The organism is Amnibacterium kyonggiense (assembly GCF_004364555.1).
GTDB classification, from domain to species: Bacteria; Actinomycetota; Actinomycetes; order Actinomycetales; family Microbacteriaceae; genus Amnibacterium; species Amnibacterium kyonggiense.
Genome location: NZ_SOAM01000001.1, coordinates 1,430,343 through 1,453,617, shown reverse-complemented (window position 1 = coordinate 1,453,617; position 23,275 = coordinate 1,430,343). Strand labels below are relative to the sequence as shown.

Annotated in this window: 23 protein-coding genes; 14 read left to right on the top strand and 9 right to left on the bottom strand. The window is 74.8% G+C overall.

Going from position 1 to position 23,275, the window contains the following annotated elements; genetic code table 11:
- Positions 1 to 2 precede the first annotated feature (2 nt).
- The 6 genes from mutM to CLV52_RS07310 all read right to left on the bottom strand — a co-directional run bounded on the left by mutM (position 3) and on the right by CLV52_RS07310 (position 5,814).
- Positions 3 to 920: a bifunctional DNA-formamidopyrimidine glycosylase/DNA-(apurinic or apyrimidinic site) lyase gene (gene mutM / locus CLV52_RS07335; RefSeq protein WP_133765570.1), complete on the bottom strand. Its 918-nt coding sequence runs from the start codon at positions 918 to 920 to the stop codon at positions 3 to 5.
- The gene (gene rnc / locus CLV52_RS07330) at positions 913 to 1,593 is read right to left on the bottom strand and encodes a ribonuclease III (protein ID WP_133765569.1); all 681 of its coding nucleotides are present in this window, start codon (positions 1,591 to 1,593) and stop codon (positions 913 to 915) included. Before rnc ends, mutM begins: the two co-directional genes overlap by 8 nt.
- Positions 1,594 to 1,597: 4 nt before the next feature.
- On the bottom strand, positions 1,598 to 1,801 hold the full coding sequence (gene rpmF, locus CLV52_RS07325; RefSeq protein ID WP_119482703.1) for a 50S ribosomal protein L32: 204 nt from the start codon (positions 1,799 to 1,801) through the stop codon (positions 1,598 to 1,600).
- Positions 1,802 to 1,803: 2 nt separating this feature from the next.
- Entirely contained in the window at positions 1,804 to 2,337 is a 534-nt protein-coding gene (locus CLV52_RS07320) for a YceD family protein (RefSeq protein ID WP_246018002.1), read from the bottom strand.
- Between the two features lie 143 nt (positions 2,338 to 2,480).
- On the bottom strand, positions 2,481 to 4,928 hold the full coding sequence (gene ppsA / locus CLV52_RS07315) for a phosphoenolpyruvate synthase (RefSeq protein WP_133765567.1): 2,448 nt from the start codon (positions 4,926 to 4,928) through the stop codon (positions 2,481 to 2,483).
- 34 nt (positions 4,929 to 4,962) lie between these two features.
- Entirely contained in the window at positions 4,963 to 5,814 is an 852-nt protein-coding gene (locus tag CLV52_RS07310) for a pyruvate, water dikinase regulatory protein (RefSeq protein WP_133765566.1), read from the bottom strand.
- Positions 5,815 to 6,144: 330 nt separating this feature from the next.
- Between CLV52_RS07310 and CLV52_RS07305 the strand changes: the two genes are divergently transcribed.
- Positions 6,145 to 7,020 (top strand): type IV toxin-antitoxin system AbiEi family antitoxin domain-containing protein, encoded by an 876-nt coding sequence (locus CLV52_RS07305; protein WP_162850746.1) that lies wholly within the window; start codon positions 6,145 to 6,147, stop codon positions 7,018 to 7,020.
- Positions 7,021 to 7,211: 191 nt separating this feature from the next.
- A complete protein-coding gene (locus CLV52_RS07300; protein WP_133765564.1) occupies positions 7,212 to 8,429 on the top strand; it encodes a hypothetical protein in 1,218 nt (405 codons plus the stop codon).
- Here CLV52_RS07300 and CLV52_RS07295 read toward each other — a convergent pair.
- Positions 8,400 to 9,887 carry a glycosyltransferase gene (locus CLV52_RS07295; RefSeq protein ID WP_162850745.1) on the bottom strand — a complete coding sequence of 496 codons (1,488 nt, stop codon included), beginning with the start codon at positions 9,885 to 9,887 and terminating at the stop codon, positions 8,400 to 8,402. The genes CLV52_RS07300 and CLV52_RS07295 overlap by 30 nt on opposite strands.
- 63 nt (positions 9,888 to 9,950) lie before the next feature.
- Here CLV52_RS07295 and cofD point away from each other — a divergent pair, with 63 nt between their 5' ends.
- The 10 genes from cofD (at position 9,951) to CLV52_RS07245 (ending at position 19,803) form a co-directional block, all read left to right on the top strand.
- Entirely contained in the window at positions 9,951 to 10,919 is a 969-nt protein-coding gene (cofD, locus tag CLV52_RS07290) for a 2-phospho-L-lactate transferase (protein ID WP_133765562.1), read from the top strand.
- Entirely contained in the window at positions 10,916 to 12,064 is a 1,149-nt protein-coding gene (locus CLV52_RS07285; RefSeq protein ID WP_162850744.1) for a benzoate/H(+) symporter BenE family transporter, read from the top strand. The genes cofD and CLV52_RS07285 overlap by 4 nt, the downstream gene beginning before the upstream one ends.
- Positions 12,065 to 12,246: 182 nt before the next feature.
- Entirely contained in the window at positions 12,247 to 13,659 is a 1,413-nt protein-coding gene (locus CLV52_RS07280; RefSeq protein ID WP_133765560.1) for an NAD(P)/FAD-dependent oxidoreductase, read from the top strand.
- Positions 13,656 to 15,284, top strand: a complete 1,629-nt coding sequence (locus CLV52_RS07275) for an amidohydrolase (protein WP_133765559.1) — start codon at positions 13,656 to 13,658, stop codon at positions 15,282 to 15,284. Before CLV52_RS07280 ends, CLV52_RS07275 begins: the two co-directional genes overlap by 4 nt.
- Positions 15,285 to 15,490: 206 nt before the next feature.
- Positions 15,491 to 15,712: a hypothetical protein gene (locus CLV52_RS07270; RefSeq protein ID WP_133765558.1), complete on the top strand. Its 222-nt coding sequence runs from the start codon at positions 15,491 to 15,493 to the stop codon at positions 15,710 to 15,712.
- Positions 15,713 to 15,770: 58 nt separating this feature from the next.
- On the top strand, positions 15,771 to 16,508 hold the full coding sequence (locus CLV52_RS07265; protein ID WP_133765557.1) for a DUF4129 domain-containing protein: 738 nt from the start codon (positions 15,771 to 15,773) through the stop codon (positions 16,506 to 16,508).
- On the top strand, positions 16,505 to 17,038 hold the full coding sequence (locus CLV52_RS07260; protein WP_133765556.1) for a hypothetical protein: 534 nt from the start codon (positions 16,505 to 16,507) through the stop codon (positions 17,036 to 17,038). The genes CLV52_RS07265 and CLV52_RS07260 overlap by 4 nt, the downstream gene beginning before the upstream one ends.
- On the top strand, positions 17,028 to 18,014 hold the full coding sequence (locus CLV52_RS07255) for an AAA family ATPase (RefSeq protein ID WP_246018001.1): 987 nt from the start codon (positions 17,028 to 17,030) through the stop codon (positions 18,012 to 18,014). The genes CLV52_RS07260 and CLV52_RS07255 overlap by 11 nt, the downstream gene beginning before the upstream one ends.
- Positions 18,011 to 19,273 (top strand): DUF58 domain-containing protein, encoded by a 1,263-nt coding sequence (locus tag CLV52_RS07250; protein ID WP_133765555.1) that lies wholly within the window; start codon positions 18,011 to 18,013, stop codon positions 19,271 to 19,273. Before CLV52_RS07255 ends, CLV52_RS07250 begins: the two co-directional genes overlap by 4 nt.
- On the top strand, positions 19,270 to 19,803 hold the full coding sequence (locus CLV52_RS07245) for a hypothetical protein (protein ID WP_133765554.1): 534 nt from the start codon (positions 19,270 to 19,272) through the stop codon (positions 19,801 to 19,803). Before CLV52_RS07250 ends, CLV52_RS07245 begins: the two co-directional genes overlap by 4 nt.
- Before the next feature lie 4 nt (positions 19,804 to 19,807).
- Here CLV52_RS07245 and CLV52_RS07240 read toward each other — a convergent pair whose 3' ends face one another.
- Positions 19,808 to 20,548, bottom strand: a complete 741-nt coding sequence (locus tag CLV52_RS07240) for an alpha/beta hydrolase family protein (RefSeq protein WP_133765553.1) — start codon at positions 20,546 to 20,548, stop codon at positions 19,808 to 19,810.
- Between the two features lie 192 nt (positions 20,549 to 20,740).
- Here CLV52_RS07240 and CLV52_RS07235 point away from each other — a divergent pair, with 192 nt between their 5' ends.
- A complete protein-coding gene (locus tag CLV52_RS07235) occupies positions 20,741 to 21,217 on the top strand; it encodes a hypothetical protein (protein ID WP_133765552.1) in 477 nt (158 codons plus the stop codon).
- 85 nt (positions 21,218 to 21,302) lie between these two features.
- Here CLV52_RS07235 and CLV52_RS07230 read toward each other — a convergent pair whose 3' ends face one another.
- Positions 21,303 to 22,367 carry a VanZ family protein gene (locus CLV52_RS07230; protein ID WP_162850743.1) on the bottom strand — a complete coding sequence of 355 codons (1,065 nt, stop codon included), beginning with the start codon at positions 22,365 to 22,367 and terminating at the stop codon, positions 21,303 to 21,305.
- A 186-nt stretch (positions 22,368 to 22,553) separates the two neighbouring features.
- On the opposite strand from CLV52_RS07230, the gene CLV52_RS07225 reads away from it, so the two are divergent.
- A complete protein-coding gene (locus CLV52_RS07225) occupies positions 22,554 to 23,186 on the top strand; it encodes a TetR family transcriptional regulator (RefSeq protein WP_133765550.1) in 633 nt (210 codons plus the stop codon).
- Positions 23,187 to 23,275 lie beyond the last annotated feature (89 nt).

The window sequence follows — 23,275 nt, the reverse complement described above, 5'->3', positions numbered from 1 at the left end:
GATCAGTGTGCCGGTCGGGGCCGACGCTGGCACCGGGGGCAGAGGTGGCTCGAGCGGTTCATGAACGCCTCCCGCACGATCGGCGTGCCGCAGCGGGCGCACGGCCTCCCCTGCTGCCCGTAGGCGTTCAGCCGCTGCGAGAAGTAGCCGGAGGCGCCGTTCACGTTGACGTACTGGGCGTCGAAGCTCGTGCCGCCGTCGGCCAGCGCCCGCTCGAGCACCGAGCGCACCTCCGCGAGCAGCCGGCGCGCGGCGCGCTTCGGCAGGTCCGCGGTCGGGCGCGCGGGGTGGAGCCGGGCCGCCCACAGGGACTCGTCGGCGTAGATGTTGCCGATGCCGGAGACGAGGGTCTGGTCGAGCAGCGCGCGCTTCAGCTCCGTGCGGCGGGCGAGGAGCCGCTCGACGAACCGCACGTCGTCGAACGCGGGGTCGAGCGGATCCCGCGCGATGTGCGCGACGTGCTCGGGGACGAGCGCGGCGGACGCGCCGAGGCCGCCGGGCGCCCCGTCCTCGGTCGGGACGAGCGGGTCGAGCGCGAGCGAGCCGAAGATCCGCTGATCCGCGAACGCGACGACGAGCTCGCCGTGCACCGGGTGCTCGAGCACGATGCGCACCCGCAGCTGCCGGTCGGCTGCCGCATCGGCGGTCCGGAGGAGCAGCTGCCCGCTCATGCCGAGGTGCCCGAGCACGGCGAACGGCGCCTCGTCGGCCGCGGTCTCGACCGGGAGCCACAGGAACTTGCCGCGGCGCACCGCGCCGGTCAGGCGGCGACCGGTCAGCCGACGCTCGAAGTCGAGCACGCCGCCGAGGTGGCGCCGGAGCGAGCGCGGCTCGACGACCTCGATCCCGGTGACGAGCGACCCCGCGACCGCGGGCTCGAGGCCGCCACGGACGACCTCGACCTCGGGCAGCTCAGGCATGGAGCGCCCGGAACGCCTCCCACGCCGCTGCGACCTCGGCCTGCTTCTTGCTCGTCCCGGTGCCGGAGGCGCTGACGAGCTCGCCGACCGTCACGGTCGCGGTGAAGATGCGCGCGTGCTCGGGGCCCTCCCCCGTCACGTCGTAGACCGGCGCCGGGGCGTGCCGCGACGCGGCGGCCTCCTGCAGCGCGGTCTTCGGGTCGGTGATCGCCCCCGTGCTGGCGGGATCGTCGACGAGCGGCTGGACGAGACGCAGGACGAGCGCCTCCGCCTCCTCGCTCCCGACGGAGAGGAAGGCCGCGCCGATGATCGCCTCGACGGCGTCGGCGAGGATCGACGGCTTCTCGGCGCCTCGGGTGAGGACCTCGCCGCGGCCGAGGCGGATGTGCTCGCCGAGCCGCAGGGTGCGCGCGATGGAGGCGAGCGCGACGGTCGACACGAGGCCGGCGCGACGCTTGGCCAGCGCGCCCTCGTCGTCGTCCGGGTAGCGCTCGAACAGCATCGCCGTGACGGCGCGCCCGAGGACGCTGTCGCCGAGGAACTCGAATCGCTCGTTGTCGGCGGTGCCGTGCTCGTAGGCGTACGAGCGGTGCGTCAGCGCCGTCTCCAGCAGCTGCGGATCGATCGCGACGCCGAGCGCCGCGACCAGGTCGGCGCGGTCGTGCGCGCCCACCGGATCACGCGTCGGCGACGCGGCGGCCCTTGTACTCCAGGTACAGGGGGACACCGTCCGAGCCCTCGACCACCTTGGCGCGGTGGGGCAGGGAGTAGACGACCTTGCCGTTCTCGATCGTCTTGACGAGGGTCGGCACCTCGGCCTTCCACTGCGAACGACGCGAGCGGGTGTTGCTGCGCGACTGCTTCCGCTTCGGAACCGCCATGACTACTTCTCTTCTCTGCTGTCCGTGTCCTGGGCGCTGAAGCCCTGGAGCGCGGCCCATCTGGGGTCCGCAGGCTTCTCACGCTCGGCATCCGCCGTGATCAGGCTGATGCCGGGACCGAGTTCAAGGTCCTCGCAACCGTCGACGCACTCGGGCTGGAAGGGCAGTGCCAGCACCACCGCGTCCCGCACCACCGGCTCGAGATCGAGCAGGTCGCCATCGAGCTGGTGGTCGAACGGTTCATCGGCAGGATACCCGAAGAGCTCCGCGAACTCGACCTCGACCGGCAGCGACACCGGCGCGAGGCAGCGGGCGCACTCCCCGTCGGCCCGTCCGACGACGGTGCCGGAGGCCAGGATCCCCTCGTGGAGCGACTCGAGCTTCAGGTCGACGTCGAGGTGCGAGCCCTCCTGCACGGCGACGAGCCCCTCGCCCATGTGCTCGGGGACGGTGATGTCGAGACGGCGCTCGCGCATCTCGCCGGGGTGGCGCACGAGGTCGCGCACGTTCTGGATGTACGGGGAGCGCGCGGTCACGGCGGACGATTTTACGCGCCCCCCACGCCGCGCCCGTGCGGCGGCCACGTCCACCGACCCCGGCGATCGAGGCGGAGCTCTGCTCATGCTTCTTGCCGCCGCCGAGGCGGCGAGGCGGCAAGAAGCGTGAGCAAGATCCAGGGTCAGGAGGTGGCGACCGCCTCGCCGGCGGCGAGGGCGAGCCAGGTGTCGACGACCGTGTCGGGGTTCAGCGACATCGACTCGATGCCCTGCTCCAGCAGCCAGGCGGCGAGGTCGGGGTGGTCCGAGGGGCCCTGGCCGCAGATCCCGACGTACTTCCCGCGCCGCTTCGCCGCCTCGATCGCGAGCTGCAGCATGTGCAGCACCGCCGGGTCCCGCTCGTCGAACCCCGCCGCCACGAGCGCGGAGTCGCGGTCGAGACCGAGCGTCAGCTGCGTCATGTCGTTCGACCCGATCGAGAACCCGTCGAAGTGGTCGAGGAACCGGTCCGCGAGCACCGCGTTCGACGGCAGCTCGCACATCATCATCACCTGCAGCCCGTTCTCGCCCCGGGTGAGGCCGTTCCTCGCCAGCAGTGCGATCACGCCCTCCGCCTCGGTCAGCGTGCGGACGAACGGGATCATCAGCTTCAGGTTCGTCAGCCCCATCTCGTCCCGGACGTACCGCATGGCCTCGCACTCCATCGCGAAGCACTCCGCGAAGTCCGGCGACAGGTACCGCGACGCGCCCCGGTACCCGATCATCGGGTTCTCCTCGTGCGGCTCGTACAGCTCGCCGGCGAGCAGGTTCGCGTACTCGTTGGACTTGAAGTCGGACAGCCGGACGATGACCGGCTCCGGCGCGAACGCCGCCGCGATCATCGAGACGCCCTCCGCCACCCGCTGCACGAAGTAGTCCCGCGGCGAGGCGTACGCCCTGATCCGGTCCTCGACGTCGCGGCGGACCTGCTTCGGGAGCCGCTCCGGGTCGGCCTGGAGGTCGAGCAGCGCCCGCGGGTGGATGCCGATCTGCCGGTTGATGATGAACTCGAGCCGGGCGAGCCCGACGCCCCGGTTCGGCAGCCGGGAGAACGCGAACGCCTGGTCGGGCGTGCCGACGTTCATCATGATCTTGACCGGGATCTCGGGCATCCCGCCGAGCTGCGTCTCCTCCACCCGGAAGTCGATGAGCCCGTCGTAGACGAAGCCGGTGTCGCCCTCCGCGCAGGAGACCGTGACCTCGCGGCCGTCCGCGAGGTCCGCCGTGGCGGTCCCGGTGCCGACGACGGCGGGGATGCCGAGCTCGCGGGCGATGATCGCCGCATGGCACGTGCGGCCGCCGCGGTTCGTGACGATCGCGGAGGCGCGCTTCATGATCGGCTCCCAGTCCGGGTCGGTCATGTCCGCGACGAGCACCTCGCCCTGCCGGAACGCGCTCATCTGCGACACGTCCGTCAGCACCCGCACGGCGCCGGCGCCGATCCGCTGCCCGATCGCCCGCCCGTCCACGAGCAGCGACCGCTCGGACGGCTTCCCGGCGAGCCGGTACCGGCTGCTCGTCGTGGTCGACCGGCGCGACTGCACCGTCTCGGGGCGGGCCTGGAGGATGTAGAGCCGCCCGTCGATCCCGTCCTTGCCCCACTCGACGTCCATCGGGCGGCCGTAGTGCTCCTCGATCGTTACCGCGTGCCGGGCCAGCTCGAGGACCTCGTCGTCGGTGAGCGACAGCAGCCCGCGGTCCGCCTCCGGGACGTCGACGAACTCCGTCGTCCTCCCGACCGTGCGGTCCTCGGTGTAGATCATCTTGATCGCCTTGCCGCCGACCTGCCGCTTCAGGATCGCCGGGCGACCCGCGGCCAGCGCCGGCTTGTAGACGTAGAACTCGTCCGGGTTCACCGCGCCCTGCACCACTGCCTCGCCGAGCCCGTAGGAGGCGGTCACGAACACCGCGTCCGTGAACCCGGACTCGGTGTCCATCGTGAACATGACCCCGGAGGCGCCCACGTCCGAGCGCACCATCCGCTGCACCCCGGCGGACAGCGCGACGACGTCGTGGGCGAAGGCGTGGTGCACCCGGTACGCGATCGCCCGGTCGTTGTAGAGGGACGCGAACACCTCGTGGATCGCGGTCAGGATCGCGTCGATCCCCCGCACGTTCAGGAACGTCTCCTGCTGCCCGGCGAACGACGCGTCCGGGAGGTCCTCCGCCGTCGCGCTCGACCGGACCGCGAACGACGCGTCGTCGTCCCCGTGGGTGAGCTCCGCGTAGGCGCGGCGGATGTCCGCCTCGAGGTCCTCCGGGAACGGCTGCTGCAGCACGGCCTCCCGGATCTGCTTCCCGACCCGGGCCAGCGTCTCGACGTCGTCGATGTCGAGCCCGGTGAGCAGCCCGTCGATCCGCTCGGCGAGCCCGCCACGGACGAACCGGCGGTACGCGCCGGCGGTCGTCGCGAACCCGTCGGGGACGCGGACGCCGAGGTCCGAAAGGGAGGAGATCATCTCCCCCAGCGACGAGTTCTTGCCGCCGACCTCCTCGAGGTCCGCGAGGCCCAGGTCCGCGAACCAGCGGACGTTGTCGCCGCTCGGCGTCCGGTGGCCCGTGGCGGTGCTGGTGGGGACGGTGGTGCTCATCGTCGAGACTCCCTTGCGTCGGTGGTGGTGCGGATCAGGCCTTCGCGAGGTGCTGGAGGATCACGGTCGACATCTCCTCGACGCTCTTGGCGGAGGAGTTCACGGTCGGGATGCGGTGGGCGCGGAACATGATCTCCGCGCGCTTCAGCTCCCACCGGCACTGCTCGATCGACGCGTAGACGGAGTCGGGGCGGCGCTCGTTCCGGACCTCGCTGAGCCGCTCGGGCGTCGTGAGGATGCCGAAGCAGCGGGTGCGCAGCTTCCGCACGGGGTCCGGCAGGTCGATGGTCTCGAGGTCCTCCGGCACGAGCGGGTAGTTCGCGACGAAGACGCTGTGCTGCAGCGCCAGGTACATGGTCGTGGGCGTCTTCCCGCAGCGGGACGGGGCGAGCAGGATCACGTCGGCGTCGTCGTAGTGGCGGAGGCTCTCGCCGTCGTCGTGCTCGATCGCGTACTCGACGGCCTGCATCCGGCGGTCGTAGCGCTCCTGGTCCTGGACGCCGTGCACCCGCACGGCGAGGTGCAGCGCGCGGGAGCCCAGGATCCGCTCGAGCTGCCCGAGGTGGGACGAGACGAAGTCGATGATCGGCGCCCGGCTCGAACGGAGCACCCCGCTGATCGTGTCGTCCGCGATCGTCGTGAACACGAGCGGCTGCCGCGGGCCCTTCATCGCGGCGTCGAGGATCTCGACGGCCTTCCGCGCCTCCGCGATCGAGGTGATGAACGGGATGCGGTGCCGCTCGAACCGGACGTCCGGGAACTGGACGAGGAGGGCGTTGCCCATCGCCTCGGCGCTGATGCCCGTCTGCTCGGCGACGAAGTAGACGGGGACGGGCGGCGGCAGGGTCGCGTCAGCGGCTCCCGAGGGGACCGGGTCAGCCGCCATGGCCGCTCCTGACGCGTCGTCGTCGTCCGAGGTTGTCCGAGTCAACCCCGGACGATCGCGACTCTAACCCCGCGGGCCCCGGAGGGGAACCGCCAGTTCTGAGAGGACCCGCCGATCGCCGCGCCGGCCGCGTGAGCCGTCGGCTCCGGCAGCATCCGCCGGCTCCGGCAGCGATTCGCGCCTCGAGGAGCTGCCGGAACCGACGAGGTGTGCCGGAACCGACGGAGGCCGGGCGTCGGAGCCACCCGTCCGCTCCTCCACAGCCGCGATTCCGGCCGCGACGAGCTAAGGAGGCGGAGCGGCGGGGCCCACCCCGACCACCATGCCGCGGTGCGCAGCTTCTGGACGACGGCCGACCTGCTGGCCCGCGGCAAGTCCGAGCGGGAGATCCGCCGGGCGATCGAGCAGGGACGCCTCACCGTGGTGCGGCGCGGCGTCCTCGCGCTGCCCGGCACGCCCGACCTGCTGCTCCGCGCCGCCCGGGTCGGCGGCGTCGCCACCGCGGTGACCGGAGCGGCGGCGCTGGGGCTCTGGACTCCGCCGGACCCGCCGCCCGACGCGCCGCGCGTGCGGCCGCACCGAACCGAGTCGAACCGCCTCCACGTGGCGTTCCGCCGCACGACCACCCGGTTCCACGACCCGGACGACGGCTCCCGACCGCTGCGACCGACCCCGGCCGTGGTCCTCCATCGCACGCCCGCGGACGTCGTCGCCGGGGCCGTCGCCTCGGGCATCGCGCCGCCGCTCACGATGCTCGAGCACGCGTTCCGCGCACTGCCGCCCGAGCACGCGCTCGCCATCCTGGACTCGGCCCTGCACCTCCGCTTCGTCCGCGACGCGGACCTGCCCGCGCTCGCCGCCCGGCTCCCCGCCCGCCTGCGCCCGGTGGTCCTCGCGGCGGACGGTCGGGCGGACTCGGGGATCGAGACGATCACCCGGTACCTGCTCCGCCTCCTCGGGCTCCGCGTCGAAGTCCATCCCGACCTGCCCGGGATCGGGGAGGTCGACCTCCTCGTCGAGGGCCGGCTCATCGTCGAGCTCGACGGGAAGGAATGGCACGACGATCCCGCGGCGTTCGAGCGGGACCGGCACCGCGACCTGGTCGCTGCGACGACCCGCTACCGCTCGCTGCGGTTCACCTGGCGGCGCGTGCTGTTCGAATGGCCGCTCGTCGAGGCGGCCGTCCTCGCCGCGCTGGCCGCATGAGCCGTCGGTTCCGGCAGCATCGGTCGGCTCCGGCAGCGATCCGCGCCTCGACGCACTGCCGGAACCGACGAGGTGTGCCGGAACCGACGGGGTGGTCGGCGCACCGGAGCGGGAATCGGCGTTCCCCCGCGAGGCGACGCCGCCGTGGCCCCCGTTCTGGGGATACTCGGCCCCGACCCCGAGGAGGACCGATGTCGTTGCTGCTGCCGGAGGGCTCCCGCCTGCTCCACATCGGTCCCGCCAAGACCGGGACGACGTCGCTGCAGAGCGCCTTCCACACCAATCGCGCGGCGATCGCGGCGTACGGCGTCCACTACGCCGGCCGGAACAGCCAGCCGCGGGCGGCGGCCGGCGCGGTCGCGCTCGGCCGGCGGATCGCGGGGCACCGCGACGGGCTGGAGGCGTGGCCGCGGCTCGTCCGCGAGATCGACGAGTCGACCGCGAAGCGGATCGTCATCTCGAGCGAGACGTTCGCCCGCGCGGACGACGAGCGGGCGGCGACGGTGATCGAGGCCCTCGGCGCCGACCGCACCACGGTCGTCATCACCATGCGCCCCCTCGCCGACATGCTCCCCTCGTCGTGGCAGCAGTGGGTGCAGACCGGATCGCGGACGTCGTGGCCGGACTGGCTCGACGCGATGCTGCGGACCGAGGACACACTGACCGCGCCGCAGCCGGAGTTCTGGCAGAAGACCCGCATCGACGCGCTGGCCCGCCGGTGGAGCCGCCTCGTCGGGCGCGACAACGTCGTCGTGCTGTCGCTCGCCGGCGCCGCCCGCGACTTCCCGCTCCGCACCTTCGAAGCCTTCACCGGGCTGCCGGAGGGCGTGCTCGTGCCGGACCCGAGGGCCGAGAACGCCTCCCCCGGCTACGCCGTCGCCGAGACGATCCGCCACTTCAACGCGCGCTTCGCCGAGCTCGACGGCGCCACGGCCGACGTGCAGGCAGCGCTCGTCGAGTTCGGCGCGATCCGGCGGCTGCGCGAGCAACCGGAGCTGCTGCGCGCCGGCGGCCCGATCGAGGTGCCGCAGTGGGCCGCCGACCGCGCCGCGGAGCTCGTCCGCGAGATGGTCCACGGCATCCGCGAGCTCGGGGTGCGGACGATCGGGAACCTCGACGCGCTCGCCGTCCCCAGCCGCCGCCCGGTCGCCGCGCTGCAGCCGCCGCCCGCCCTCCCGACCGAGGCGGCCGCCGCGCTGCTGGTCGGGATGATGCTGACGCAGGGCCGCGGGGTGCCGACCTTCGACAGCTTCCGCGCTGCGCCGAAGCCGCCGCCTCCCCCGCCCGCCGACCTCGACACGGTCGGCACCCGCCGCCTGATGTCGTACACGGCCGGCCGCATCGGCGACCGCGTGCGGGCCCGCCTCCGCACCGAGCCGTCAGCGGCGCCGGTGCCGTCGGAGGCCTGACCGCACCCGACGGGCGACGCGGCGCAGCGCCGGTCCGAGCCCGGCGCGCTCCACCGCGAGCACGAGGCGCCCGCTGCGATCGACGGAGGGCGTGATGCGACGCGGGCCGACGCGCGTCGGCCCCGGCAGCTCGGCGGGAGCGCCGAGCGTCCCCGGCGCGCGCACGGCCGCCTCCGGCACCCGCGCGCGGAGGAGCCAGCGCCCCTCGGCGACCTCCGCGGCCCGCGCCGGATCGAGCACGGCGGCGGCCTCGAGCACGCCGCCGACGATGCGCTGCTCGACGCGGAGCGCGACCGGTGCACCGCCGGAGCGCCGCAGCTCCGCCTCCGCGGTCGCGTCCTCGGGCAGTCGCAGCGTCCGCTCGAGCTCGCCGCGGTCCGGCCCGCCGTCCGGGAGGTCCGTGAGCGGGAACGGATCCGCGACCTGCTCGAGTCGGATGCGCACGCGGAGCGCGCCGCCGGCGGCCTCCACGGCCTCCACCGCCGCCGCGAGCCGGACGGAGGTCTCCCAGGTCGCGACCGCGACGACGTCCTCCGCGCGCCCGTCGAGGAGCAGCCGCCCGATGAGGCGGTCGACCGGCCCGAGGCGGTCGACCTCCGCGCCGGGGTAGTGCTCGCGGAGCAGCCATCCGGTCGCTGCGAGCAGGCCCGCGCGGTCGGCCTGGCCCAGGAACCGGGCGCCGCGGAGCCGGCCGATGGCCTCGACCCGGAGCCACCGGGCGCGCATCGCGACCCGGGTGGCCTCGTCGGGCGCCTCCGCGTCGACGACGGCGATCGCCTCGGCGGCGTTCGCGAAGTAGCCGCGCCACTCGACGGGCCGCCGCGATGCGTTCCGGCCGTCGTCCCGGAGCACGAAGTAGTAGATCGGCGCGTCCGCGTAGACGCTGACGCGGCGGGCCCGCAGGTAGGCCTTCGTGACGAAGAGGTGGTCCTCGAGCCGGCGCGGCCCCTCCGGGAACCGGATGCGCTCCTCGACGAGGAACGCGCGCCGGTACAGCTTCTGCGGCGTCAACGACGTCATGAGCAGCGCGGGGTCCTCCTGCGCGTCGATGAGCGTCCGCTCGAAGATCCGGGTCGGCGCGTTCCGGCCGACGCCGACGACCCTGCCCGCGACGACGTCGGAGCCGTGCTCGATCGCGAAGTCCGTCAGCCGCTGCAGCGCCTCCGGGTGGAGGTGGTCGTCGTGGTCCGCGATGAACACGAAGTCGCCGCGGGCCGCGTCGATGCCGATGTTGCGGGGCCGCCCGGGCCAGCCCGAGTTCGGCGTGTGGATCACGCGGAAGCGCGAGTCCTCCTCCGCCGCGGCGTCGAGGACCGCGGCGGTGCCGTCGGTCGAGCCGTCGTCGACGAGGACGGCCTCGAACTCGGCCGGGTCGAGGGTCTGCGCGCGCAGCGAGTCGAGCAGCGCGGACAGGTGGGGGCCCGGGTCGAAGACGGCGACCACCACGCTCACGCGCACCCCGCGAGTATCCCGCAGCGGCGCCTCCGGGTCGGGCTCCCCGGGTCTCCTAGGCTGCTCGCGATGGATCCCGCCCGCATCGTCGTCCTGGCGGGAGGCGTGGGCGGTGCGAAGTTCGTCCGCGGCCTGCGCGCCCTCGTCCGCCGTACCGCCTCCCCCGCCGCGATCACCGTCGTCGCGAACACCGGCGACGACCTCTGGCTCGCCGGCCTGCGCGTGACGCCCGACCTGGACTCGCTCATGTACGCGCTCGCGGGCGTGAACGACGACGTCCGCGGCTGGGGCCGCGCCGGGGAGTCGGAGCGGGTGAGCGCGGAGCTCGCCGCGTACGGCGTCGGCTGGCCGTGGTTCACGCTCGGCGACCTCGACATCGGCACCCACATCGCTCGCACCGCGCTGCTGCGGGAGGGCCTGCCCCTCTCCGCGGTCGTGGAGCGGCTGAGCGCGCGCTGGCCGCTCGGCGTGCGGCTCCTGCCCGCGACGGACGCGGAGGTCGAGACCCACGTCGTGACCGCCGAGGGCGAGCTGCACTTCGAGGAGTGGTGGGTGCGCACGCGCGCCGCCCTCCCCGCGCTCGGGTTCGTGCAGCGCGGCGTCGAGTCGGCGACCGCCGCGCCCGGCGTCCGGGAGGCGATCGCGGCGGCGGACGTCGTCCTCCTCGCCCCCTCGAACCCGGTCGTCTCGATCGGCACGATTCTCGGCATCCCGGGGATCCGCGAGGCGCTCCGCGACACCGCGGCGCCCGTCGTCGGCCTCTCCCCCGTCATCGGCGGCAGCGTCGTGCGCGGGATGGCGGACGCGTGCCTGACCGCGATCGGCGTCGAGACGGATGCCGCCGCGATCGCCCGGCACTACGGCGCGCGCTCGGCGGGCGGCCTGCTCGACGGCTGGCTCGTCGATGAGACGGACGCGGCGGCCGTCGACCCCCTCCGGGCCGCGGGCATCGCCGCTCGGGCGGTGCCGCTGTGGATGACGGACGACGACGCGACCGCGGCGATGGCGGACGCGGCCCTCAGGCTGGCCCGGCGGTGACCGCGGCGCGCGGCGCCGTCGCGCAGCCGGCGCTCGCCGGCGTCGTCGGCACCGTCACCGGGTTCTTCGGCTCGGTCGCCGTCCTGCTCGCGGGCCTGACCGCCGCCGGGGCGAGCGCGGCGCAGGCCGCGTCGGGGCTCGCGGCGCTCTGCGTCGTGATCGGCGTGCTGTCGATCGCGGCGTCGCTGCGCCTCCGGATCCCGCTCTGCCTCGCGTGGTCGACGCCCGGCGCCGCACTGCTCGTGGCCGCCCACCCCGGATCCTTCGGCACCGCGGTCGGCGCGTTCCTGCTCGCGGCGGCGCTCGGCATCGCGACCGGCGCGATCCCGGTGCTGACGCGCGCGATCGACCGGATCCCGTCCGCGCTCACGGGCGGGCTGCTCGCCGGGGTGCTGCTGCCGTTCTGCCTGGCGCCGGTCCGGGAGGCCGTCGTGTCGCCGGTCACCGTGCTGCCGCTCGTCGCGGGCTGGCTCGTCCTGTCCCGGCTCGCGCCGCGGGCCGCCGGGCCCGCGGTGATCGTGGCCGCGATCGTGATCACCGTCCTGCAGGGGTCGGCGGGGCAGGTGCTGCCGCCGGCGCCGGTCCTGACCGCACCCGCGCCCGACCCGCTCGGGATCGTCGCGCTCGGGGTGCCGCTCTACCTCGTGACGATGGCGGGCCAGCAGCTGCCCGGGCTCGCCGTCCTCCGCGCGAACGAGTACGTGCCGCCCACCCGCTTCGCGCTCGTCGCGTCGGGCATCGGCAGCGCGGTCGCCGCGCCGTTCGGCGGGGTGCAGCTGAACCTCGCCGCGATCACCGGGGCGATCATGATCGGCCCGGACGCGGGCGAGGACCGCTCGCGGCGGTGGATCTCCGGCGTCGCCTCCGGCTGCACCTACCTGGTGCTCGCCGCGATCGCCGGCGTCGTCGCGGGGCTGATCGGCGACCGGCCGCCGGCCCTCGTCGAGGCCGCCGCCGGGCTCGCCCTGCTCGGCGCGTTCATCGGCGCGATCTCCTCCGCGATCGCCCGGCCGGACACCCGCGTGCCCGCGGCGATCACGTTCCTCGTCGTCGGCTCGGGCATCGCGGTCGCCGGGGTCGGCAGCGCGTTCTGGGGCCTCCTGGCGGGCGCCGTCGCCCTCGCGGTGTTCACCGTCCGCCGCTGAGGTCGACCGTCCCGCTGGTCGAGGTGCGAGCGCAGCGAGCCGCGAGACCACTGCCGCACATGGTCTCGACACGGGCGCGGGGCGCCCGGCTCAACCAGCCGCGAACACACGGAATCCGTAGCGCGGGCGAAACACGACCGTCGATACGCTCAGTGGACGCCTCCGATCACGACGGGATCCGCATGACGCAGACGGTGTTCGACCGCCCGATCGACGACCGGCTCGTCGACACCGCACTCGCCGCCAGCCGCCAGGGCAGCTTCTGGCTCGACCGCACCCCGGGCGACCGGCGCCCCGCGCTGACCGCGGACCTCGCCTGCGACCTGCTCGTCATCGGCGGCGGCTACACCGGCCTCTGGACGGCCCTGAAGGCGAAGCGCCGGAACCCGGGCGCCCGCGTCGTGGTGCTCGAGGCGCGCACGAACGGCTGGGCGGCCTCGGGCCGCAACGGCGGATTCGTGGAGGCGAGCCTCACCCACGGCGAGAGCAACGGCCGCACCCGCTTCGCCACGGACTACGACGCCCTCGACGCCGACGGGCTCGAGAACCTCGACGCGATGGAGTCGGCGGTGCTCGGCTTCGAGCGGAACGCCGACTGGGAGCGCAGCGGCGTGTACGGCGTCGCGACCGAGCCGCACCAGGTCCCGTGGCTGCAGGAGGACGTCGACGGCGAGCGCGCCGTGTTCTTCGACGGGCCGGCGATGCGGCAGGAGGTCGCCTCCCCCACCTACCTCGGCGGCGTGCTCATGCCGCGCGACGCCGCGCTCGTCGACCCGGCACGCCTCGTCGACGCGCTCGCCCACGCCTGCGCGTCGGAGGGGGTCGAGCTGTTCGAGGACTCCCCGGTCCGCGGCATCGAGCGCAGCGTCACCGGCGTCATCGCCACGACCGCGCGGGCGCAGGTCGTCGCGGACCGGGTCGCGCTCGCCACGAACGCGTTCCCGACGCTGCTGAAGCGCCTCCGCCTCTTCACGGTCCCCGTCTACGACTACGTGCTGATGACTGAGCCCCTCTCAGCGGCCGACCGGGCCGCCATCGGCTGGAGCGGCCGGCAGGGCATCGGCGACAGCGCGAACCAGTTCCACTACTACCGGCTCACGGACGACGACCGGATCCTCTGGGGCGGCTACGACGCGATCTACCACTACGGCGGCCGGATCCGACGGGAGTACGAGGAGCGGCCGGAGACCTTCCGCAAGCTCGCGCAGCACTTCTTCACGACCTTCCCGCAGCTCGAGCACGTCCGCTTCGAGCACCGCTGGGCGGGCGCGATCGACACCTGCAGCCGGTTCTGCGCCTTCTTCGGCACCGCTTGGGGCGACCGCGTGAGCTACGCGCTCGGCTTCACCGGGCTCGGCGTCGGAGCGACCCACTACGCGGCGGACGTGATGCTCGACCTGCTCGAGGGGATTCAGACGCGACGGACGACGAACGAGATGGTCCGCTCCACGCCGCTGCCCTTCCCGCCCGAGCCCGCGACCTGGCCCGCGGTGCAGGCGACCCGCTTCGCGCTGAACCGCGCCGACCACCGGGAGGGGCGTCGCGGCGCGTTCCTCCGCACGCTCGACGCCGTGGGACTGGGGTTCGACTCGTGACCGGAGACCTGCTCGTGGCCGACGGCCGCCTCTTCACCCCGACCGGCGTCGTCGAGGCGCCCCTGCTCGTGCAGGAGGGGGTGATCGCCGCGATCGGCGCGGACGCCCTCGAGCGCGCGAAGCCCGGCACCGCGGAGCTCGACGCCCGCGGCGGGCTCGTCGTGCCCGGGTTCCAGGACAGCCACGTCCACCCGTACCACGCGGGCATCGACCTCCTCCGGCTCGACCTCTCCGAGGCGCGCACCGCGGAGGACGCGCTCGCCCGCATCGCCGCGTACAGCGCGGCGAACCCGGACCTCGAGTGGATCCGCGGCGGCGGCTGGTCGCTCGAGCTGTTCCCGGGCGGCGTCCCGACCGCGGCCGCACTCGACGCGGTGACCGGGGGCCGTCCCGCCTACCTCGCGAACCGCGACGGCCACGGCGCGTGGGTCAGCACCGCGGCCCTCGAGCGCGCCGGCGTCACCGCGTCGACGTCGGATCCGGCGGACGGCCGCATCGAGCGCGACGCGTCCGGCGCGCCGATCGGCATGCTGCAGGAGGGGGCGATGGACCTCGTCTCCGACCTCCTCCCGCCGACGACCGAGGACGAGATCGACGAGGCGTTCCGGATCGCGCAGCGCCGCCTGCTCGCCTGGGGCATCACGGGCTGGCAGGACGCGATGATCGGCGTCGTCCACGGCCTGCCCGACCTGCTCGCGTCCTCGCTCCGCCTCGCGGACCGCGGCGAGATCGTCGCGCACGTGGTCGGTGCGCTCTGGTGGGAGCGGGACCGCGGGCTCGAGCAGGTGCCGGAGCTCGTCGAGCGCCGCGCACTCGCCGCCGGTCGGGAGCGCTTCCGCGCGACGAGCGTGAAGATCATGCAGGACGGCGTCGCGGAGAACTTCACCGCCGCGATGCTCCGCAACTACCTCGACCACGACGGCCACGACTCCGGCAACGCGGGCAAGAGCTTCGTCGATCCCGAGCTGCTGACCCGGGCGGTGACGGCGCTCGACGCGGAGGGCTTCCAGGTCCACCTCCACACGCTCGGCGACCGGGCGGTGCGGGAGGCGTTGGACGCGATCGAGGCGGCCCGCGCCGCGAACGGCGTGCGCGACGCCCGGCATCACCTCGCGCACCTGCAGGTCGTGCACCCGGACGACGTGCCGCGCTTCGCGGCGCTCGGTGCGATCGCGAACGCCCAGCCGCTCTGGGCCGCGCACGAGCCGCAGATGGACGAGCTGGCGATCCCGTTCCTCGGCCCGGAGGCCGCCCGCTGGCAGTACCCCTTCGGCTCCCTCGCCCGGGCCGGCGCGCGGATCGCGTTCGGCAGCGACTGGTCGGTGACGACGGCGAACCCGCTCGAGATCCTCCACGTCGCGGTGAACCGCGCGGCCCACGGCGCTCCGCGGCAGGACCCGCTCTACGGCGAGCAGGCGCTCTCCCTCGGCGACGCCCTGACGGCGTACACCGCCGGAACCGCGTACGTGAACCACGACGAGCAGCGCGCAGGCCGCCTCGTGCCGGGCCTCGCGGGCGACCTCGCGGTCCTGGACCGCGACATCACGGCAGCCCCGGTGAACGAGATCGGCGCGGCCCGCGTCGTCGCGACCGCCGTCGGCGGCGAGGTCGTCGCGGAGGGCTGAGGGCCTCCGCCCCCGCTCGGCACTCGCGCCGCACGCGCACTGCACGCGCGCCGACCCCGCTGATCGAGGTGCGAGCGAAGCGGGCCTCGAGATCACCCCGAACCGCGATCAGGACCGTGCGCCGCGTTCAGGACCGACCTGTCGGATCCGTCCTGAACCGGCCACGCGGTCCTGACCCCCGCACGCCGGCACCGCATACTCGATGGATGGAATGCCCGCCGATCCGAGCCGAGGCCTGGCTCGAGGAGCACGAGGCCGACCTGATCGGCCTCGAGGAGGCGGACGCGGTCGCGCTCGTCGAGGGCGCGGGACTCCACGCGCGGGTGATCGCGCCCGGCCCGGGGTGGATGACGCAGGAGCAGCGCCGCGACCGGATCGACCTGTGGCGCTCGGCGGAGGGACCGATCGCGAGCGCGTCGGCGGGCTGACCCCGGCAGTCGGGGGTCGCGGGCCGGATCGATGCGGATCGGCAACTAGCCTCGGCTGGTGCGCCGACAGGACGGGGAGCCCGACGGCGCGGCCCCGGTCCGCCGCGGAGCGACCGGCCGCTGGCTGCTGCCGCTCGTCGTCGCGGGCGCCGCGGTCGTCGTCCTGAGCACGGCCCTCGAGGGCCCCGCGCTGGTCGTGCCGCTCTTCGGCTCGAACGGCGGCGGTCAGCCGGTCGAGCCGCCGACGCCGGTGCAGCCGGTCGCGACGCTGCCGCCGCAGGGCCAGGGGATGCCCCGCATCGACGTGAACTCCACGATCGGCACGATCATCCTGGTGCTCGCCGCCCTGGTCGGGCTGGCGATCGCGTTCCTCCTGATCCGCCTGATCCTCTCCGCCGTCCGCGGCCGCCGGAAGCGGATCGGCCTGCGCGGCACCGCGGCGCTCGACGCCGAGCCGCAGGTCGCCGACGCCCCGACGGTCCTCCGCGGCATCGCCGCCGCGTTGGCCGCCTTCGACGAGGACCGGGAGCCGAGCGACGCCGTCATCCGCGCCTGGCTCGGCCTGCAGCAGGCGGCGGAGGACGCCGGCCTCGCCCGCTCCCCTGCGGAGACCCCGACCGAGTTCACCGGCCGCGTGCTGAGCCGCACCGGCGCGGACCGGGCGGCGTCCCGGACGCTGCTCGGGCTCTACCTCCGCGCCCGGTTCGGCGACGGGGTGGTCGCCGCCGCCGACGCGTCCGCCGCGCAGCAGGCCCTCCGGGTGCTCGAGACGTCGTGGGAGCGGGTGGACGCATGACCGTCGGCCTGATCGTCCGCGTCGCGGTTGTCGCGGCGTTCGTCGCCGGCCTCGTCGGGGGCGCCGCGCGGGTGCTCGGCCTCGACGGCCCGCACGCGATCACGGTCGGCTGCGGCGTCTTCGCGGTCGCGTTCATCCTGCTCACGCAGCGCAGCGTCGTGCCGCCCGCCGACCTCGAGCCGCCCGACGTCGACCCGCCGACCGGCGGCCGCCGCGACCTCGAGCAGCTCGCCTGGTCGATGGTCGAGCACCGCGACCACATCCGTGGCATCGCGATCGCCCGGGTCCGCACGGTCGCCGCCCGCCGCCTCGCGGAGCACGGCCTCGACGTCGAGCGCCCGGAGGACGACAGGGCCATCGCCGCCCTCCTCGGCGCCGACGCGTGGGCGGTCCTCCGCCCCGACCGTGAGAAGCCCGTCACCCCGCGCGCCTTCGACGCGGCCCTCCGCGCCGTCGAGCGCCTCCCGCCGCCCGAACCGCTCGGCCCCGCCCGCGCGATCCCCGAAGACAGGACGTCCCGTGCCGACTGACCCGCAGCTCTCCATCCCCGACGTCGCCGCGATCGGCCGGGAGGTCCTCGACCGCGTCGGCACCGTCGTCGTCGGGATGCGCGACCCCCTCGAGCTCGCGCTCGGCACCGTGCTCGCGGGCGGGCACGTGCTGTTCGAGGACGCACCGGGACTCGGCAAGACGCTCGCGGCGCGCAGCCTCGCGACCGCGCTCGGGCTCGACTTCCGCCGCCTCCAGTGCACGCCGGACCTGCTGCCCTCCGACATCACCGGCTCGTTCGTCTACGCGCCCGCGACCCGCGAGTTCGAGTTCCGCCCCGGCCCCGTCTTCACCGGGCTGTTCCTCGCGGACGAGATCAACCGCACCTCGCCGAAGACGCAGTCCGCGCTGCTCGAGGCGATGGCGGAGGGGCAGGTCACGATCGAGGGCCGCAGCCTCCCGCTCCCCCGCCCCTTCCACGTCGTCGCGACCTCGAACCCGATCGAGTACGAGGGCACCTACGCGCTCCCGGAGGCGCAGCTCGACCGGTTCCTCGTCCGGCTGTCCGTCGGCTACCCGGACCGCGGCGGCGAGTCGCAGGTGCTGCGGAACCGCGTGCAGCGGCGGCACGAGGCGGCGCCGATCGCACCGGTCATCGACGCCCGCACGCTGCTCGCGATGCAGGCCGCGGTCGAGGCCGTGTTCGTCGACGACGACGTGATCACCTACTGCGTCGACCTCGCCGCGGCGACGCGGACCGTCGCGCAGGTGCAGGTCGGCGCCTCCCCGCGCGGCTCGCAGGGGCTGCTGCTGCTCGGGCGGGCGCTCGCTGTGCTCGACGGCCGCGAGTTCGTGACCCCGGAGGACGTGAAGCGCTGCGCCGTCCCCGTGCTCGCGCACCGGCTGACCCTCACCGCGCAGGCGTGGGCGTCGGGCCTCGACCCGGCGGACGTCGTACGGCACGCGGTCGCGGAGGTCGCCGGGCCGCCGGTCGTCGGCCGCGTCGGCGTCCGGTGAGCGCGCCGACGCAGGAGCGCTGGTACCGCCGCGGCGGCGGGGCCGCGCTCGGGATGCTCGCGATCGTCGTCCTCGGCGTCGGGCTGGGCTTCGGTCGCGCGGACGTCGCCCTGCTCGGCCTGCCGCTCGCGGCGACCGCGGCGGTCGCCCTCCGCCGCCCCGTCGGCACCGCGTCGGTCGCCGTCGCCGTCGCCGTGGAGGACGACGACGTCGTCGTGCGGGTGCGGGTGGAGGGCGCCGCGGGCGCGGACTTCGCCGTGCTCGCCGCCGGCGCCTACGAGGAGCCGACCACCACCGTGGTCGTCAGCTCGAGGACCGCCGCCTCCCTCGAGGCGCGCCTCCCCGTCCTGCACAGCGGCCCGCAGGAGGTGCTCCGCGTCGGCGGTCAGCTGTTCGCGGCCGGAGCCGACCTGGTGCAGCACCTCGACCCGCAGGTCGCCCGCGCGACGATCGCGCCGAAGCGGGAGCGGGTGACCTCCCTCCTCCTGCCGCACCGCCTGACGAACCGTCCCGGCGGGCACGCGGCGAGGCGGCTCGGCGACGGCCTCGACTTCCGCGACCTCGCCCCGTTCACGCCCGGCGACCGGCTGCGCCGCATCGACTGGCGCGCGACCGCCCGCTCCCCGCGCCCGGAGTCGGAGCTGATCGTGCGGCGGATGGACGCGACCGCGGAGGCCGCCGCGGTGATCGTGCTCGACAGCCGCGACGACGTCGGCGCAGCGGTCGTCGAGTGGGGCAGCGACCGCCCGGCCCGCAAGGGCACGGCGTCGCTCGACCTCGCCCGGCCGGCCGTCGCGGCGATCGCCGCGAGCTACCTGGAGGCGGGCGACCGCGTCGCCTTCCACGACCTCGTCCGCACCGGCGCGAGCGCCCGCAGCGGCGGCGGGAGGCGCAAGCTCGAGCAGATCCGCGCCGTCGTGACGCAGACGGTCGCGCGCCCGAGCGGCACGATCAAGGCGCCGGTGCTGCCGACCGCCGCGGTCGTCTTCCTGGTGTCGACGTTCCTCGACGAGGACGTGGCCGGCCTCGCGGTGCTCTGGCGGAACGCGGGCCACCGGGTCGTCGCGATCGACGTGCTGCCGACGCCGACCCTCGAGGGCGCCGACGAGGCGCACCGGCTCGCGCACCGCATCCTGCAGCTGGAGCGCGCGGATCGCCTCGACCGCCTCCGCCGCGTCGACGTCACCGTCGTGCCGTGGCAGGACGAGGACCACGACGCACTCCTGCGCCAGGCCGCCCGCTCCCGGGGCCCGCGGTGAGCGCCGCGACCCGCCCGAGGATGCGGGCGGGCTTCCCGATCGGCCCCTGGGTGCCGGGCGTCGTCCTCCCCATCGGCGTCGGCCTGGCCGGGATCCTCACGTCGCTGCTCGTGCTGCAGGACGCGCTCATCGCGGTCGGCGTCGCGTTCTCGGTGTTCACCGCCGTCCGCGTCCGCACCCCGGCGCCGTGGCTGCTCGTGGCGCTGCTCGTGGTCGGGCAGCTGCTGCGCGATCCGGCAGGCCTCGACGCGTCGCTCGCGGGCGTCGTCCTCGCGCTGCACCTGCTCGTGGTCCTCGTGCTGCTGGCGCGGGCCGTGCCGGTGCGATCGCGGCTGCAGCTGGCGGCGCTCGGCCCCGCCGCGCTCACGACCGGGCTCGTGCAGGTCGTGGCGCAGGTGCTCGTCGCCCTGGTCCTCGCGGCGCAGGGTGTGCTGCAGGTGCTGCCGACCGCCTCGACCATCGGCGGCGCGCTCCTCGTGCTGATCGCGGGCCTGCTGGTGCTCACGCGTCGCGCCGAGCGCGACGAGTAGCGGCTCAGCCGAGCGCGCGGATCTCCTCGAGCGCTGCGACGAGCGCGGCGAAGGCGGGATGCACGGGGTCGATGACGATCATGTGGTCGCCCTCCACGACCGAGAGCGCGACATCCTGCCCCGCTTCGCGCGCCGCGACGACGTAGGTGTCGGACTGGTTCATCGGCACCACGTCGTCCTGGTCGCCGTGCACGATCCGGACGGGCAGGGCCGGGTCGATCCGTGCGATGGGGTCGGCGGCCGCGTAGCGGTCCGGATGCTCGGCGACGTGGCCGCCGAGGAAGTCCGTGACGGCGCCGCGACCGATGCCCTCCTCGTCGCCGAGCCGCAGGTTCAGCACGCCCGCGAGGCTGATCGCCCCGGCGAGCGGCAGCACCGCGGCCGGCCGCGAGAGGGCCCACACGGCGAGGTGCCCGCCGGCGCTGTGCCCGACGGTCACGACCCGACCGAGCTCGAGGCCCTTCTCTTCCGCCGTCCGGCCGAGCAGCTCGACGCCCGCGGCGAGGTCGTCGAGCGTGTGCGGCCAGCCTCCTCCGTTCGGCAGCTGCCGGTACTCCACCTGCCAGACGTGCCAACCCCGATCGACGAGGGCCTCCGCAAGCGGCGTGGGCCCGTCGAAGTAATCGGGCGTCCCGCGCCAGAATCCGCCGTGGATCAGCACGACCGTCCCGCGCGGGTCACCGCTCGCCGTGCGGAGGACCGCGTACTGCATGGGACCGTCGCCGTACTCGAACCGCTCCGCCATGCGCTGGACGCTACCCACGGGTCTCGGTGAGCCGGATGGACGTCTTCGCTCGCCCGCCCCGGAGCGGCTGATCCGCCCGCGCGGGCAGGCGCGTCAGCCGCGGAGGGGCGCACGTCGGTTCCGGCAGGGCCGTGCCACGAGAATCCCGGGCAGGCGGCCCCGGGCGGACGCCCCGACGGGGAGACTGCCGCGGTGACGTCGCGCGCCCGTGCCCTCGGCCTGCTCCTGCTGCCCCTGCTGCTCACCGGCTGCGCCACGGCGCACGCGGCGACGCCGGCACCGACCGTGACGGTCACCGTGACGCCGACGGCGGCCCCCGTGAAGGCCGGCGACTCGGCGCCGTGGGACCTGCACGCCGTCTGCGCGGCGGAGTCGGAGGCGCAGACGCTGATCGTCTGGCGCGAGCAGCAGACGAAGGCCGGCCGCCTCTCCTCCGCCCAGTCGGCCGCCGTGCTGCAGGCGATCGCCGTGCAGTACCTCGAGTTCGACGGACGTGCCCTGCCGGACGCGGTGCAGCAGGACGTCACGCGGCTCCGGGATGCCGCGGGCGACCTGGAGCACCCGCGGATCGACCTGGGGTCGAAGACCGTCGAATCCGCACAGGACCGCCTGCATCAGGCGTGCGCGCAGCACGGCCTCACGATCGGCGTGCTCGCCCAGGGGGGCTAGCCGCGCTCCAGGCGCTGCCGGACCCGCCGGACGCCGTCGAACCCGCCGGCGGTCCACCCCGCAGGAAGCGGGCGGCGCGCAGAGCTCAGTGCGAGCGCCCCGCCACCTCGGCGAGGTCGGCCGAGGGCGTCCCGCGGCGACGACCGGCGAGCGCGACGATCCGGCCGCCGGACACGGCGCGACTGAGCCCACGACGGTCCTTCGTCGCGATCGCGGCGATGAGGGTGACGACGACGAACATGCCCTGCAGCGCGCCGACCGGGCCGAGGAGGCAGTACCCGACCACGCCGAACAGGGCCTGGCGCCAGCGGCCGCCCTCCGGCGCACCCGGGGTGATGAGGACGAGCGCCTCCCCCGCGGTCCTGCCCGTGCGGAGCACCAGGACCAGTTCGAGCGCGGCGGGGACGCCCCACGTCGCCAGCTGCTGCACGACCGGCAGGTCGGCCGCAGCCGGTCCGCCGCCGAACGTCGTGCACACGGCCCACAGCGCGGACAGCACGAACTGGACGAAGCCGATGACCACGACGTCCGCGAACATCCCCAGCAGCCGGCGGCCCAGCCGCACCGGCACCGGATCGAGCGCGGTCCGCTGCGCCCGGCGCGGCCGGGCGAGACCGACGACGGCCAGGGAGCCGAGCACGGCGCCGGTCGTATTGGCGATGAGGTCGTCGACGTCGAACAGGCGATACGCGCACGAGTAGATGCCGTAGATGCCGGTCAGCTGCGTCACCTCGATGAGGAGCGACCCGAGGAACCCGATCAGGAGCGCGACGAGCACGCCGCGGTGCAGCAGCAGCCGCACCCCGACGCCGAACGGCACGAACAGGGCGATGTTCAGCACGACCTGCAGCAGCGCGGGGTTGTGCAGCAGCGCGCTCGGCGACCCGACGCCGAAGCGGAGCACGTCGCCGACGAAGGCGAACGGGTGCAGCTGCGGCACCGCGCACCGCGTCAGCTCCCGCGCGGGCGGCGTCGGCAGCAGCGTGTAGGCCCACAGCGCGCAGAAGTAGACCGCACCGGCGAGCAGCTGCGCGATCGCGGTCGGCGCGAGGCGGCCCTCCCGGCGGTAGAGCACGGCGGCGACCGGCACGAGCAGCAGGACCGACAGCGGGACGCCGAGGATCAGGGCGATGACGGCGTTCCGGAGCACGGGATCCGATCCTTCCAGGCGGATCCGGGGCCTCCGCCCGAGCCGGTGCCGCCGTCCCTCGCGGCGGGGGCACCCGAGGTGGGCCTGGCGGCGAGCGGTTGCACTCCGGCAACCTCGACGCGATCCGCCGGAACCGCCGCGGATCGGGCGACCGCCCGCAGCACCGAACCGAACGGCCGACCGAAGATGACCGATCTGCTCGTCGAGGAGACGCACGGCGCCGCAGGAGACGCGCACCGGACCGACGAGCAGCTCGTCGAGGCGGCCATCGGCCTGCTGCGGCTCAAGCCGCTGCACCACGTCACGCTCGAGCTCGTCGCCGCCGCGGCGGGCACGACGACGGCGGCCGTGACGAGCCGGTTCCCCACGATCGACGACCTCGTCCTCGCCGTCGTGAAGGCGTGGAACGCCCAGCGGACCGGGCCGCTCATCCCGATCGCGGAGCGCCACGGCGCGGTCGCGTTCCTCCGGGCGATCGTGCTCGCGAACGCCGCCGACCCGGCTCTCATGCGCCTGCTCACCTCGGCCGCTGCCATCGCCGCGTCCGACCTGCCCGCGGCGGAGGTGCTGCAGAGCGCGTGGATCCACTTCCACGCGATCGTCCAGCGCGCGCTGACCCAGGACATCGCGGTCGGCCGGGAGCCGAGCACGATGGAGCCGGCGCGGGGCGCCGAGCAGCTCATCGCGATCTACGAGGGCCTGCAGCTTCAGTCGATGGTGCGTCCGCACATGGATGTCGTCGCCGCCTTCGACCGCGCGGTCGCGCGGCTCCGCGACGGCTGGTCGCACAGCGCCGCGCCGTCCGTCTGGGAGGTCTGAGCCGTCCGAGCCGTCGGCGACCCGCCGCGAGCGCGGTCGACCTCACATCCCACCCGCGCGTCTCGTCACAGGAGTGACGGGACGAGGAG